Annotated in this window: 10 protein-coding genes; 9 read left to right on the forward strand and 1 reads right to left on the reverse strand. The window is 35.6% G+C overall.

Annotated features, from left to right (window positions below):
- The first annotated feature begins 130 nt into the window (after window positions 1–130).
- Both Q0R88_RS02645 and Q0R88_RS02650 read left to right on the forward strand, forming a co-directional pair.
- Window positions 131–1,684 (forward strand): glycosyl hydrolase family 28-related protein, encoded by a 1,554-nt coding sequence (locus tag Q0R88_RS02645; RefSeq protein ID WP_295711876.1) that lies wholly within the window; start codon window positions 131–133, stop codon window positions 1,682–1,684.
- Window positions 1,685–2,182: 498 nt separating this feature from the next.
- Window positions 2,183–3,244, forward strand: coding sequence for an O-antigen ligase family protein (locus Q0R88_RS02650; protein ID WP_295711878.1), 1,062 nt, complete (start codon window positions 2,183–2,185; stop codon window positions 3,242–3,244).
- A gap of 533 nt (window positions 3,245–3,777) precedes the next feature.
- Here Q0R88_RS02650 and Q0R88_RS02655 read toward each other — a convergent pair.
- Window positions 3,778–4,617: a WecB/TagA/CpsF family glycosyltransferase gene (locus Q0R88_RS02655; protein WP_295711880.1), complete on the reverse strand. Its 840-nt coding sequence runs from the start codon at window positions 4,615–4,617 to the stop codon at window positions 3,778–3,780.
- Window positions 4,618–5,338: 721 nt separating this feature from the next.
- On the opposite strand from Q0R88_RS02655, the gene Q0R88_RS02660 reads away from it, so the two are divergent.
- The 7 genes from Q0R88_RS02660 to Q0R88_RS02690 all read left to right on the forward strand — a co-directional run bounded on the left by Q0R88_RS02660 (window position 5,339) and on the right by Q0R88_RS02690 (window position 15,568).
- Window positions 5,339–8,734, forward strand: coding sequence for an enterobactin synthase subunit F (locus Q0R88_RS02660; RefSeq protein ID WP_295711882.1), 3,396 nt, complete (start codon window positions 5,339–5,341; stop codon window positions 8,732–8,734).
- A 244-nt stretch (window positions 8,735–8,978) separates the two neighbouring features.
- Window positions 8,979–9,380 (forward strand): hypothetical protein, encoded by a 402-nt coding sequence (locus tag Q0R88_RS02665; RefSeq protein ID WP_295711883.1) that lies wholly within the window; start codon window positions 8,979–8,981, stop codon window positions 9,378–9,380.
- A 137-nt stretch (window positions 9,381–9,517) separates the two neighbouring features.
- On the forward strand, window positions 9,518–10,756 hold the full coding sequence (locus Q0R88_RS02670) for a glycosyl hydrolase family 28-related protein (protein WP_295711885.1): 1,239 nt from the start codon (window positions 9,518–9,520) through the stop codon (window positions 10,754–10,756).
- Between the two features lie 40 nt (window positions 10,757–10,796).
- A complete protein-coding gene (locus tag Q0R88_RS02675; protein WP_295711888.1) occupies window positions 10,797–11,573 on the forward strand; it encodes a polysaccharide biosynthesis/export family protein in 777 nt (258 codons plus the stop codon).
- A gap of 4 nt (window positions 11,574–11,577) precedes the next feature.
- Window positions 11,578–13,899, forward strand: a complete 2,322-nt coding sequence (locus tag Q0R88_RS02680; RefSeq protein WP_295711890.1) for a tyrosine-protein kinase — start codon at window positions 11,578–11,580, stop codon at window positions 13,897–13,899.
- A 63-nt stretch (window positions 13,900–13,962) separates the two neighbouring features.
- Complete coding sequence (locus tag Q0R88_RS02685) at window positions 13,963–15,108, forward strand: glycosyltransferase (protein ID WP_295711892.1); 1,146 nt, start codon at window positions 13,963–13,965, stop codon at window positions 15,106–15,108.
- Window positions 15,109–15,124: 16 nt separating this feature from the next.
- The gene (locus Q0R88_RS02690) at window positions 15,125–15,568 is read left to right on the forward strand and encodes a GNAT family N-acetyltransferase (protein ID WP_295711894.1); all 444 of its coding nucleotides are present in this window, start codon (window positions 15,125–15,127) and stop codon (window positions 15,566–15,568) included.
- Window positions 15,569–15,639: the final 71 nt, after the last annotated feature.

The raw sequence follows: 15,639 nt of genomic DNA on the forward strand, positions 1-15,639 counted from the left end.
AAAAAGTAATATCCACTTCAATTTACAGGTTGAAAAATAGCGAAGTTTCATAACATGAAAATATATTAATTGTTTGTAACAAAAATATCTAATTGGCGTAAAAAGGGACGTATTGATTTAACCCTCCCTTATGAAACAGTTTTTACTAATTATTGCGGTTTTTTTTATTTGCTCATGTAAAAAAGAAGATCAGCTTACGCCTTCGCAGCCTGACAACATGGTGGCAATAAGTACCAATGCAAACAGCCTGGCTGTTGCATCTTTAGCTGTTATCAATGTAAAAGATCAGGGGGCAAAAGGAAATGGCATAACAGACGATACCAAGGCGATTAGAAATGCCCTTATTTACGCAAAATCACATAATATAGCCAATATTTATTTCCCCGATGGCGAATACATGATAGGTGAAACCGGAAACGGTGGAGGTATTATTAAACTTGTTGATGGTGTGGGTATGATTGGTAACGGACCAACAACTTGCCATATAAAATTAACGGGAGGACGATACAACCCTAATTCTATTTTTTACCAGGAATATATAGGTACACCCTTTGTTGGTAACCTGGTAATACAGGGTATAGATTTTAATGGCAATCTCGCTCTGCAAAAATATGATGCATATTACCAGTTTTGCCACGCCTTAAGTATAAACAATGGTAAAAATATTGAAGTTAAAAACTGCAAGTTTCAAAACTTCAGGGGGGATGGCTTATTATTTGGCGATTGTTTTGAAACAAAGTTAAATTTAAGGACGGTTGCCAACGTAAGTGTTCATGATTCGGAATTTTTTAATATTTATCGTGAAGGCACCATGTTTTGCGCAGTAAATGGGGCTGCATTTTATAATAATAACGTACATGGCGATGGCTACCTGGTGGCTGGCGTGGATATTGAAAGACATAGCGTTAATGAAAGTGTGTTAAATGTTTCTGTGTACAATAACACTTTTAATTTTACTGACGGCTATGGCCCGGTTGAGCGTGGGGGGGCAAAAGTACGCTATCGGCGGGCAGTTAGCATGGGGTTTTTCTATGGCGGATATAAAAATGGGATCGCTGACTCATTAAGCGGCCATCATAAAATTTATAATAATAAAATATATCAAGGGCAAATTGACTGTTGGGGGATGATAAACGTGAGCATAACAGGCAACGCTATCAAAAACACTTACGAAAACATAAGTGGTGTAAATTTTTTAACCGTCCCGGCCATTAATATTTCTGATGCTGCTAAAACAACAGGACTTATAAACGTAGTGGTTAATAGTAACACCATAAGTTCTGCAATGATGGGCAATGGGATTTTGTTTAATAATTATTCGCAAATACAAGGTAACGCAAATATTATTACTGGAACTTTGGCAGATGCTATTAATCTGTTGGGCAGTTCCGGTAACATCAGTAATAATACCATCAGTGATGTTGGTGCAATTAACAAACCGGCCGCTGGTATAATTATTAGCGGCAATTCATCAGGATTGATCATTTCTGGTAACCAGGGTATTAACACAACGTCGGGAAAAAACCGAACTATGGATTATGTGGTGAAAATTGTAAGTGCAAATAATGGTAAAGTGGTCCCAAAAATCATGAATAACAAAGGTCGCAATATGTTATCTGGTGTAATTTCTATGTATTGGCTTCAACTTACATTTGCGCAATTAATTAATAACCTTGCAAATTAAATATAACATTCCAGATTGAAAAAGGGGAGGTGCGAAAGCAGCTCCCTTTGGGACTTAAGCAGATTGTGAATTACTCGTTGTTTAAAAGAAAGCAAAAAAAGCAAAACTTTTTGACGAATAAAAGATTATACCATGGGTTAACAGGAAAGCTTCTTAAAAGAAAGCGTCTAAAAATAATATCCTGCTGTTTCCTTAACTATGCTTTTAAAAATTTTAATTTTTTTTGCCCTCGTTATTGTTTATTTAATTTGGTACTCAACACTTTTAATTAAACAAAAAGATACGTCGCATCTTTTTTTTAGTTTTATTGTTACCTGCATTCCTTTCCAGATGTCTTTTCCTTTGTTTACGCCGCAATACGTGTCAACCGATGGTATTGGATCTTTTACAGGTAAAATATTCCTGATGCTGCCATTAATTGCTTCGGTTATTTTGTTGCTGATACAGAAAAATAAAAACGTATTTTACATATATAAAAATGAGAGATGGATACTATGGGTGGGGATTTTAATTGTTATTTCTTTTATAAATCCCTTTAACGTAGCAAGATGGGGAACCGTAGCTTTTGCAGTGGCGATGTTTTCATACATTTTTTACTTTCGCCTGGTTTACAACAGTCTCAATCCGCTTCAAATTCTTCGAGGAATTTTTACAAGTTTTTTGATCCTTTGCATCCTTAATTTTGTGTTGGCTATTTTGTATCCCGTACTGGGGGTTACTTTTGTTACTACAATTTTTCAGGCAGGCGGAGATATATGGGCTACCAGGAATGGTACCAGAGCCGGAGCGATCGGCATTTTTGTGACTCCTGCTAATCTTGGGTTATTTTCAGTAATAGCATCAGGTTTCTTTTTTGCCAGTTATTTAAATGGTTTCGAAAAAAAAATCAGTCTGTTAACCCTAATATTAACAGCGATAACAATTATTCTTACCTATTCCAGAACGTCATATATCACATTGGTAGTAATACTATTTGCCATGTTTTATATTTACAAAAATGCCAATAAACCTCTGCTCTCATTAAAAAGTTTTTTTTTGGGGATGGTACCAGCTTTGTTGGTTTTATATTGGCTGGTGTTTCTTTCGCCGTTCAGCGCTACCTTTCTTAAAACCGATGCCGATGATATGTATCAGGCACGCCTGGATCACTGGACAATGGGTTTAGAAATTTTTCATACTTCGCCCATAATTGGTGTCGGTATAAATAGTCATCTGGAATTTGTAAACAGATCCCCAGCTTTGAGCAGGATTGTCCATAATGACTTTTTAACGTCAAATCCTATCCATAACACACACTTAATTATCCTTGCAGAAACCGGCATAGTGGGCTTTTCATTATGGATTATTTTTATAATCTCAGGGTTTAGGAAAGCCAAGATCAATTTGTCTCAAAATATTAATACCATATTGTCATTAACTCAAATATCATTGATCATGACTTATATTATTTATGGTTTTACAGATTGGGCACCGGTTTCACATTCAACATTTCCAATCTTTTTACTATTTACATTTTTCTTCAATAAATATAGCCCGGAAAGCCAAGTCCCGACTGTATAAAATAAATCGCATTATTAACGCAGCTTAATCTATATTAAAGTTCAAATAGCTTAAATATTTTAGGGTGTCGACTTGATTTTTTTTGGTAGAGAAACTATCCGTTAATTACCGTCGGCGATAAAGTTATTGTACCTACAAAAGGAGTGGTTTAATTGCTTATATTCAGGCTTTTATAATAAATTGTATTTCTACTGCTAATAAACCTACATTAAATATAACGTAAACATAAACCTTATCGTGAGCAATCCGTATACAGGTGTATTGGAGTAACAGATTTATAATATGGATAATAAAAAGTTTGGTATATTGCTTACTTTGATTAACTTCTTTAGTACTATCACATTAGAAAAATTTTGGAAAAACGGCGTTAAACTCGTTTTCAAAAAAAAAAAGAGTGAATCTTACTCTTCAGAATTCAAGCCTGTTGTTAAAACATCTTTAAATCCAGTTAGTTAAAGCAAATTATGTTGGAGCTACTCATCCGGTATTTGTTGGTTTATTAATAAACCGTTTTACCAGAGCCCGCTCTTGCTTTATTTTGAGTTAGTACAGAAATCACTATCAAAACTTGCCAAATCGTCGTTTTTTGAAACTACTTTTATGTTCTTTCGCGCCGCAGCAATTTTTAAATCGTCGTTAATATAAACCTCGTCTGATTGTTTTTCTACATTAAACAATTGTGTTAAAATTAAATAGCAAAACATAGGGTATGTTTTTATTGATCTTTTCAAAAAGCCTTTCTCTCTAAACATCCTATAAAAAAACCTTAAATTTAATTTATCAATAAATTGCGGGTAAAAATTAATTTCGAGTTTTGATTGGTGTAAAAATCCACCGCAAGTATAAACTGCACCATTATAACCGGCCTTTCTTAAATCCAGCACCATGCTTTCCTGCAAAATTGTTCCCATTCCTACAAAAATCATATCAGGGTTTAATTTTACAATGTGATCTATAGCTTCATCCCGATCAACTTTACTGCTAAAATAACCCTTTCTGAATCCAGCAATATTCAGCGCAGGGAAATTGTTTCTGAAAACGTTAACAGACCCTTCAATCCCGCTTTCGTCAGTTCCTAAGAAAAACACACTTAAATTATCCGCTATAGCAATATTAAAAACATAGGGAACTACAGATGTCATGTCACAAGAAAATCTTTTTATCTTAAATGTAACGGCCTTAAATAAATTAAGAACATGCACAATCAATATTCCATCGGGTGCTATAAAATCAAAGTCCTCAAACAATTCGGCTCTTTTAAATGCAAGTGTATAGGAATGTGGATTTAAAAAAGTGATCAGCTTCTTATTACGTGGATCGAAATCTTCTATCGTGCGAGGGATTTTTGAGGTAAAAATGTTATAAATATCCATTAAAGTGGCGATACTGAGTTAAATTATTATACTGATGAATTGTGGCATTGATAATTATGCCTACTCAAACCAAGAGCCAACTTATTGATTATCCTATTTGCTGCTTATGATTTTGATTACTGATTGCAGAGGCCACAACTATCAGGAATAAAGAAAGTCTCTTATAATAGAACATTTTTTCCCACAACGAGTTTTTTTCTACTATTTAGAAATTTTTTAGCCCGCTTTTTCTCAAATTACGGACACAATGATATAAATACAGTACATTTTTGTATTGAAATGAATAATAATAATTGAAAGAAAATTACTTTTTTAATAAACGAACATTTATTTTATTGTTGGATCGTTTATTTTTTCATTGTTACAGGTGGTGGGGATGTTCATTAAAGTAAGTGTGATAAAGAATCCCGTTTTCGCCCGTAAAGAGCATCTTTTTCCTCATGAAGGGCAATTAAAAACAACTACCGTCTATTGTCGCATTAATTATTAGTTTTAAAACAAACGCCAAAGTTGAATGTAAAGGCTTTCATTTAATTGCGACTTTAAGAATGAATATCTTAACGAAAAAAATAAATCTAATGGGCGATTTATAATTTCATTATTAAATTAAAAACATTTCCTCCTTTTTTTTATTATCTGGGAGGTAATTACATCATAATAATTAATAAAATTAATTGTAAAAAGATACCACGCACATAATAACTATAAAATAAAATCTAACATGTCCCTTCTACCTTCTGCGGAAACTGAACCACTAAACATTAATTCTATTCTTAAAACAAGTATTTCTAATCTAAAAGTCTCGTCAACCATTCAATCTTCTTTGTCCGGAATGGGGGCACTTGATTATGAATTAAACGAATTTGAAATTAACCGGAGCCTGGTTGATTCGCTTACGGGGCTTAAAGAGCGCAACCAGATAGAATTAAGTTCGATTTTAGTCGCTGCGGTCAACATCATATTGCAAAGGTATTCGGGACAGGAATGTGTATTATATAAGCAGGCCTTCCTGAAAATAGGGCATAACAGGATCGATGACCCCAACGACTTTAAAATAGCAGAAATAGTAACTGAAATTAATGGTGCTGATGTTTTTAGGGATGTGTTGAAGGGGATTAATAAAAAAATTGTTACTACCGCCGGATTTAATGCGCTTAATAACAAAGAAGTGCAAGGGGATTTGCCGGATGCATTATTAATTGATGAGCCATTTAAGTTTTTATTTATTTCTGAAAAGCGGAATGATGCCGATCTGTTGGAAACTACAAAAAACAATAGCCAACACATCGGCAGCTTATTTACGCAAATTAATAACCTACACTTAAGCCTGTGCATAACTGAAACGGAAAGCAACATTCAAGTTCACTTATATTCTAATAAAAGCCAATTAAGCGAAGTTCTTTTATCGTTATTCAATAAAAGTTTAATCAACTTATTAGAGGCTATTTGCGATGACGATAATTGTCAATTGGGCGCTTACAATATACTCGACCAGTCAGATCGGGACATGCTGATAAATGTATTTAATGATACCGTTACATTCTATCCCAAAGAAAAAACATTGTTTGAGCTTTTTGAACAGCAAGTTGCAAAATCGCCAGGCGCTTGTGCCTTAATACAAGGCGAAAAACAATTGACTTACGACGAATTAAACAGGCAGGCAAATCGTTTAGCTTGGTATTTAATTAAAGAAGGAGTAAAACCTGGCGACAATGTAGGTATATTAACAAACCGCAATTTTTATATGGTTGTTGGTATGTTGGGCATACTTAAGGCCGGAGGTGCATATGTGCCAATTGACCCTGATTATCCGCTTGAAAGACAGGAATATATTTTCAATCAATCTTTAATAAAAGTTGTTGTTGCTGATGATCGTTATCCGTTAAAATCCGTTATTACCGATGACAATTTTAAACTGATCAATAAGGAAATACTGGCCGGATTTGACGATACAAACCCATCTCTGAAAATTGACAGCAACCAGCTTGCCTACACCATATATACGTCAGGATCAACCGGCAGGCCAAAAGGTGTTATGATAGAACATCACTCGGCAGTGAACCTCATTTTATGGGTAAATAATAAATTTAACATTGGCCATGATGACCGATTGCTTTTTATTACTTCCATGTGTTTTGATCTTTCGGTATATGATATTTTTGGTATGCTGGCCTCAGGTGGAGCACTGGTTATAGCAGAAAAAGAGGAGATTCAGAATGTGCAAACTTTATCTGCGATGATGGTTAAGCACCAAATAACGTTTTGGGATTCGGTGCCAACAACTCTCGATTACCTGGTTACGACTTTAGAGATGGACAAAACTGAATATCGTTACGAGGGATTGAAAACGGTATTCATGAGTGGCGACTGGATTCCGGTTAATTTGCCCGACAGAATTAAAGTATTTTTTCCGAAAACACAGGTTGTAAGCTTAGGTGGAGCAACGGAAGCTACAGTTTGGTCAAACTATTTTATTGTTGAAAAAACAGATGAATTATGGAGCAGTATCCCTTACGGTAAGCCAATTGCCAATAACTTTTTTTACATCTTAAATGAGCGTTTGCAACCTGTACCGGTTGGCACCATTGGTGATTTGTATATTGGTGGAGTAGGGGTTGCCAGGGGGTATGCAAATGATATTGAAAAAACGCGATATTCATTTATCCCCGACCCTTTTCATGCAAATAGTGGAGGGATGATGTATCGCACCGGAGACCTTGGCAGAATGATGCCCGATTATAACATGGAGTTTATAGGGCGAAAAGACAATCAGGTTAAAATACAAGGTTTCCGGGTTGAGCTGGGCGAAATTGAAAGCGTTCTTAATAATAGCGTTTTAGTTAGTAATGCTGTGGTTTTGGCTAAAAAAGACAAGGAAGGCACCAAGCGGCTTGTTGGATATATAGTTACCGCCGGCCAGGAATTAGATCAGGATTTGTTGATTTTATACGTAAAAAAAAGCCTTCCCGATTATATGGTCCCATCCGTATGGATCAAGCTTGACAGGTTGCCGCTGACGTCGAACGGAAAAATAGATAGAAATTCGTTACCCGACATTATTCACTTTGAATCTCCCGATGAGGTTGCTGTAGAAGCTGAAACCGAAACTGAAAAACTGTTGATTAATATTTGGCGCGAATACTTCAAAAAAACAGATATTAAAGCGAGTAGCAATTTTTTCGAAATCGGCGGCCACTCGCTCATGGCTGTTCAAATCCTATCCCGGTTAAAAAAAATATCAGGTAAAAACTTTCAAATTTCCATACTATATAAATTTCCAACAATCAAACTCCTGGCTGAATTTATTGACAAGGAAGTTAGCGACTACAATTTCAAATCGTTAGTGCCAATAAAACCGTCCGGTTCATACCCCCCGTTATATATTATTCATGGCGATGGCCTTAATGTACTTAATTTCAGCGAGCTGGCTAAACACGTTAGTCCCGAACAGCCTGTATATGGCCTTCAAGCCTTAGGGCTTAACGGGAAGGACGAGCCTATTGATAATTTACTGGTAATAGCATACCACTATATGCAGGAAATAATTCAACATAACCCCGAGGGACCATATCTTTTAGCGGGATATTCATCCGGGGGGTATGTTGCTATGGAAATACGGAAACAGATGATTGCAATGAAAAAAGAAGTTAAGATGTTAATTATTTTTGATACAGACGCGGAAAAAACTGAATATAAAGATTGGTATTCTTTATTACCCAAAAAAGCCAAAAGGCATTTCCCAAGAATAATACAAGCTTTAAAATTCTCTTTAAATCAGCTTTTGAAAGGAAAAAACGTTGCCGATACAATTCATAATGAACAAAAAAGAGACACTAAAGACTTTTATAAATTAGTTCAGAAAATTAAAAGTAAACATATCACTGCTTTCCGAAATTATCATTTAGAGCCATTTGACGGCAAAATTTATTTATATAAAGCCAAAATCAGCGTCCATTATGTTGAGTACGGTAAGTTTCTGGGATGGGAAAAATATGCTAACAAAGGTGTTGAACTATTTGAAATCCCCGGAGATCATTTTTCCATGCTTCAACCACCTTACGTAGCAAATTTTGGCACAGTATTACAAAACAATATCGATGATTTAGCTGCAAGTTAATAGGATTCTAACCTTTTCCGGCGATGAATTAATAAAATAGCATGGTGCCTGATATATCTGCAGACGGCGCCTCTGGCTATTTACTCTAAGTCTACTTGTTATTCCTGGTTCTATCCTTGGGTTGTTAGGTTAAATATATCCATGGCATAGATATTGTGTAGGGTGATTTGTAGCATTAGATTTAACAATTTTCAAGCTGTAACTTCTTGAAAGCTAAAAAATACCACATTTAATAATTATATCTATGAAAAAAAGTTTTCTTATCATCATGGCGTTTGCGCTAATATTTGCAGGATGTAAAAAAGGCCTATCAGCAAATGCACCTGCAAATTTTGATGCGAATTATGATACGCATAATAGCATCTTTAGGGTAAAAGCGAGTTCAACTGCACCCTTTACATTACAAATTGTAGAATATGATAAGGATGGAACGACTCCATACAATACACAAAACGCAGATCAAACCGGTCCCTTTGATTATGGTTTTACGCCTGTTGTTGGCCATAGAATATCGGTAACTATACAAAGCCCCAAGGGTTTAATTTCATCAAATGTGATGTATAAGGGGGTTTACCTTGATGCAGTTGTTATAAAAAAGACTGACAGCGGTTCCACCGGAAGTTTTAGTTATACTGTGCCTAACTAATTATCGGCTCAGTTTGATCAAATATCTTTTAAACAGGTTTTACTTATCTGCTTTTTCTATGGTTAATGATGCATGCCAGTCATTTGCCGCTTTTGTTATCCACTTGGTTTATGACTAATATCCTATTATTTAAGATAATGCTTTTTTCGATGATAGCGGCAAAAATGGAGTTTGCTGCCCCTGGTAATCAAATTTCATTAGCTTATACAATGCCGCCAAAAAGATTTGTTAGTGTTAAAGACATGGGGGCAATAGGTAATGGAATTGACGATGATACTAAAGCGATAACTAATGCTATTGGTGAGGCTAAATCAAAAGGTATATCCACAGTTTTTTTCCCCAGCGGCAATTATTTAATAAAACAGATTGGAGAAAAGCCCGGGATCATAAAATTGTTAACCGGAATTAATTTAGTTGGAACGGGCCCACAAACATGCCACATTATTTTATCAGGCAGGCGAATAAACCCTAATTCTATTTTTTACCAGGCCTGGTGGGAAGAGCCGTCTATAGATAATATTGTTATAGAAGGCATTGATTTCAATGGGAACCTCCGGAAACAGAAGTTTGATCCAGGATATCAATTTTGCCATGCATTAAGTATTAATAACGGGGAAAATATCGAAGTAAAGAACTGCCGTTTTCAAAACTTCCGGGGTGACGGCCTGCTATTTGGCGATACGTTTGAACCAACGCTTAATGCAAGAATAGTTTCAAATGTATCGGTACATAATTGCTTTTTTTTTAACATATACCGCGAGGGAGTTATGTTTTGTTGTGTTAACGGTGCATCGTTTTACAATAACAAAGTTTATGGGAGTGGATATTTGGTGGGAGGGGTGGACATTGAACGTCACAGTGCCAATGAATCCGTATTAAATGTTTCGGTGCATGATAATATATTCAACTTTAGATACGGCTATGGTCCCGTTGAAAGAGGGAAAATTATAAAATACCGCAGGGCAATAACCATTGGATACTTTTATTCCGGATACAAAAATGGCTCGGCCGATTCACTTAGTGGCCATCACAGCATTTATAATAACAAAATATACCAGGGACAGATAGATTGTTTTGGGCATGTGAATGTTAAAATTACTGGCAATACAATAATTAATGCCTTTGAAAACATTAAAGGGGTACTTTATGTTACAACTCCGGCTATAAACGTATCTGAAGCACGAGTTACCACCGGGCTCGAAAATGTTATAGTTAGTAATAATTATATAAAATCCTCCATTCCGGGTAACGGAATTGTTTTTTACAAATACCAAAATATTTATTCTATAAATAATGTATTGAAAGGGAAAGATCTGGGCGGTGTTGCATTAATAGAGTCTAAAGGCGAGGTACGGTCTAACTCCGAATTATTCTAAAGGCCATCTTTTCACAATCATTAAAATAAAAAATAACTTTATGTTGAAATTTAAAACTAACCTTCCATATCTTTTAGTTCTGCTTACCGTTTTTACCCTTGCTTCCTGCCAATCGTACAAAAATGTACCATACTACCAGGATATAAATAAAAAGGAGGTTACTACCGAAAAAATTAATAACACCGTTTCGTACTTGATCCACGCTGGTGACATATTAGGGATTAACATAACCAGCAGAAACCCCGAATCGGCGGCTGTTTTTAATTATAACCTGGCCAGGGTAAATGGCAATAATTACAACACATCTCCGGATAACCCTGTAATTGGGTACCCGGTTGACGAACACGGCAATATACACTTACCGCTTGTTGGCAAAGTAAATGTGGCCGGGTTTACTACCGCACAGGTTACCGAAAAGCTGGATACAACCCTACTTACTTATTTAAAAGATCCGGTGGTAAATGTTAGGATAGTAAATTTCAAGGTATATGTATATGGCGATGTTGCCCGTCCAAACTCTTATAATATTACCGATGAACATCCAACGGTTACACAGGTGCTTACAATGGCCGGTGATTTGAACGTAACCGCTTTGAGAAAAAAAGTGTTACTGATCAGGAACGAGAATGGCGAGAGAAAATATATTAATCTCGATCTGACTTCTAAAAAAATATTTGATTCACCTTACTTCTATCTTAAAAACAACGATGAAATATATGTAACTCCCGGCCGATCAAAGGTGGCCGCAAATGTGATACCTATTATGGGTATAGTTATATCTGCTTTGTCTGTTGTTGCAATTGTTTTAACCCGTTAATTAAATGAGTACAAATTCCCCGCAATTTTTAGCTTTTGCGACTGAAAAGGAGAAGAATTCTTCAGTAAGTTTTAAGTCGTTATTTGCTAAGTATATTTACAACTGGCCGGTTATGGTAGCAACTATCATAATTATGCTGGTTTTGGCTTTTTTTTATATCCAGATTACAGATCCGGTTTATCAAATTAAAGCAACCCTCCTGGTTAATACGGATAAAGTGGCCGATAAACCGCAGCAAAGCCAATCAGTACTTGATAAGATAGACTTACCAAATACTTCGGATGTTGTTGAAAATGAACTTGCCAAGTTGAAATCGGCAAAATTAATCAACCAGGTTATAAATGATCTGCAGCTTAGCGTAAGCTATAAAAAAAAAGAAGGGCTGTTTTATAAAGATCTGTATTCCAGTTTACCATTTAAAATAGCGGTCATTAAGTCAAACCAGGATTTTAAAACTAAAATTAACATCTGGGTAAAGGACAATAAAACCTTTTTAATGCAAACAGATGGCGAATATAAGGAGTACTCTTTCACCGATATTATGCATACAACTATCGGTACCTGGAAGTTAACACCTACCGATGATCTATCAGCGTTTAAAGGCTCAACTATAAGTATAATGCAGCTTGATCCTGATAAATTAACCGATTATTACCAAAAAAGTATCGACGCGAGTTTAGAAGATAAACTGGCAACTGCTGTTGATCTTTCTTTTAGTACTACCGACAAGCAAAAAGGGAAAGATATTATTAATCGCCTTATTGAAGTATATAATGCCGACGAGATAGAAGATAAAAACAAGGAAACACAAAATACTATTAATTTTATCGACCAGCGATTATCATCATTAACCGGGGAACTTAACAGCGTAGAGAAAAATATTGCAAACTTTAAAAGTTCAAACAGGCTAACTGATATGACGTCGGATGCTAAATTTGAACTTGATAAGTTGCAAACCAACGATAGCCGTTTAAATGAAATTAATGTTCAGCTGAGTGTAATTAATGGCATTGAGCAATACGTTAACTCGGCAGGAAACGGCGACAAGGCTCCGGCCATTATTGGCATCAATGACCCTTCCCTGGTTAGCTCGGTTGAGAAACTTTCCCAGTTACAATTGCGTCACGATCAGTTGCTGGCTACTACACCAGAAACAAATCCTGACTTTGAAGAAATAAATTCCCAGATAAAAACAACTAAAGCCGCAATAAAGGATAATGTTAAAAATATAAAATCTTCATTATTGAATGCCCACACAAAACTCCAATCATTAAGTTCAAACTCCGAATCCTCTATATCAAATTTACCCGGACAAGAAAGGCAGTTCATTAGTATTAAAAGGCAACAGTCTATAAAAGAGAATTTGTATGTATACCTACTTCAGAAGCGTGAAGAAGTTTCATTGAGCTATGCCTCAACAGTGTCAAATTACCGGGTGCTTGACGGCGCCCATGCACTGCCCTCAAAATGGCCAAATAATAAAGTTATCTATTTGGTGGCATTTATATTAGGTATTTTATTGCCTGCAATTGGCATTTACATAGTACATTTATTAAAAGGAATAGTTTTAGACCCGCAAGATGTTGAAACCGTGCTTAATGCTCCTGTTTTTGGCGAGATAGCCTTTGACGGTAATGCTAAAGGCATAAAGTCACAAAATGGGTTGTTAATTGAACAGTTCAGAAGTCTAAGGACCCAGTTACATAGTATATTTTTATCTACCAACTCATCGAATGTAACCCTTGTAACGTCAAGCGTATCAAATGAAGGTAAAAGCTTTATCGCCAGTAATATCGCGTTGGCATTAGCCAGCGCAGGTAAAAAAACGGTGATATTGGAATTGGATTTAAGGAGGGCTACTATCAAAGACGTTTTTAATTTATCAAAAAAACACCCGGGCATTTCAGATTATTTAAATGAGAAAACAACTTTCGGAAAAACTATTCAGCCATCTGGCGCTAACCCATTATTAGATGTTATAGGTAGTGGTTCCTATGTATCCAATCCAATTGAATTGTTAGAGAATGGCAAACTGGCTGTGCTAATTGCCGAACTGAAGAAAAACTATGATAATATAGTTATCGACAGTCCGCCCGTTCACCTGGTTGCCGATGCTTATGTGATAGCCCGGGAGTGTGATGTAACCCTATATGTAGTAAGGCAGGGAATAACGCGGAAAAGTGAGTTGAAATTTATTAAAGGCCTTGTAAAGGAAAACAAATTACCCAATTTACAGGTGGTATTTAACGGCGTAAATGTGAAGAAATTCGGATATGGCTATGAGTACGAGACTTCTTATTACAAGACAATTCTACCGTCTGAATAAAATTAATAATAGCTGGAAACCCAACGCCGAACCATTGAGCCAACAGCCATTGACTATTATAAAATGAAAAAATTATTTGTTTGTTCGGAATTTTACGCCGGATTATTACCTTTTGCAGTAAACATAGTAAATGCCCTGCGCGACAATGATAGCTATGGCATATTTATTTGTACTGCGAAATGCGATTATAGAAAGGCCATTATCCCTAACGGTAATAACTATGTTTTTTTAGATTTTCCCGAAGGCAAGATCAACGGTTTATTACATAATATATACCCCAGGCAATTACTAAAAGCAATTGATGAGGTGTGTAAAGCCAACAAAATTGATGTTATTCACCTTTTAACCGAGGATTCTTCACTGGCTTTACATGTAAAAAAACTAAAAAGATTGGCTAAGGTCTATTATACCGTTCACGACCTTTTTTTTCATGAAAAGGTTTATAAAAATGCCCTTAGCTGGTTATTGAGAACGGTACTTGTAAAGATGAGGGTAACCCATTTAATAAAACATACTGATAACCTGGTAACATGCAGTGTATCCCAATATGAGTGGATGTTGAAATCGTTCAAAAAAAAGCAAATATACTATCATAACTTTCCAACGCTTGTTACAGATAGTATAAAATCTGGCGAAGCTACCGTCCCCGAATTAGCCGGCGTAAATAATTACATTTTATTTTTTGGGCAGATAGAACAATATAAAGGGATAGCATTTTTATATAATGCTTATATTAACAATACTCGTGATGGTTTAATACAGCCATTGGTAATTGCTGGAAAAGGTCATATCTATTTCGAAAGGGACTTAACAAAGGAACAAAATGTATTTTTTGTTAACAGGTATATAGATGACGAAGAAATTAGGAATTTATTTATCAACGCCTTTTGCGTGGTTTTTCCATACATTTCAGGTACACAATCTGGGATTTTATCAATACCATATTATTTCAAGGTTCCATCCCTGGTTTCTGATATTGCTTTTTTTAAAGAATTTATAATAGATAATATAACAAGCATTAGTTTCAGCAATAATGATCCGGAAGCCCTTATACAAATTATTCTGGACCTGGAAAAAAGAGATATTGAAAAGATTAAAGCTGAGGGGACGTCATACTACCTGCAAGTTTACGATCAGGATGTGCTTAAGCAGCAACTCTTAACAGCTTATACAGGTAGCACAATACCGCAGAAGAAATTATTCAATTAAAATTTATTGATCTATTATGGAAAGCTTTTTTATTACAGAAAAACATTTGGATGATTGTGTGGGCGTTTTTGTGAGCGCTTACAACGCTCCCCCGTGGAACTGCCATTGGACTATAGAGAAAGCAAATCAATATTTGTCTGAACTTATTACCAATGCCGATTTCGTTGGATTTATAGTATATGAAAATAACAACGCCGTTGGAGCCATTTTAGGACATAAAAAAACATGGTGGACTAATCAGCAATTAGTTGTTGATGAATTATTTGTTTCAACAGCGTTTCAGAAAAGCGGGTACGGAAAGCAGTTATTAACGTTGTTTGAAGACTACGCCATCAAAAATCAGATTGAATTGCTGGGTTTAATGACTAACAAGTACCTGCCGGTATTCGATTTTTACGAACGTATGGACTATGTTGCTGCAGATCAATACGTTTTTATGTTTAAACAACTATCTGTTTAATTAAAAAAGGTGATTAATTAATATTTGGCAATTGTAGCATTGTTTTTGCATTTGTTTAACGAAAATTAATA

The sequence above is a fragment of the Mucilaginibacter sp. genome (assembly GCF_025362475.1).
Lineage (GTDB): Bacteria > Bacteroidota > Bacteroidia > Sphingobacteriales > Sphingobacteriaceae > Mucilaginibacter.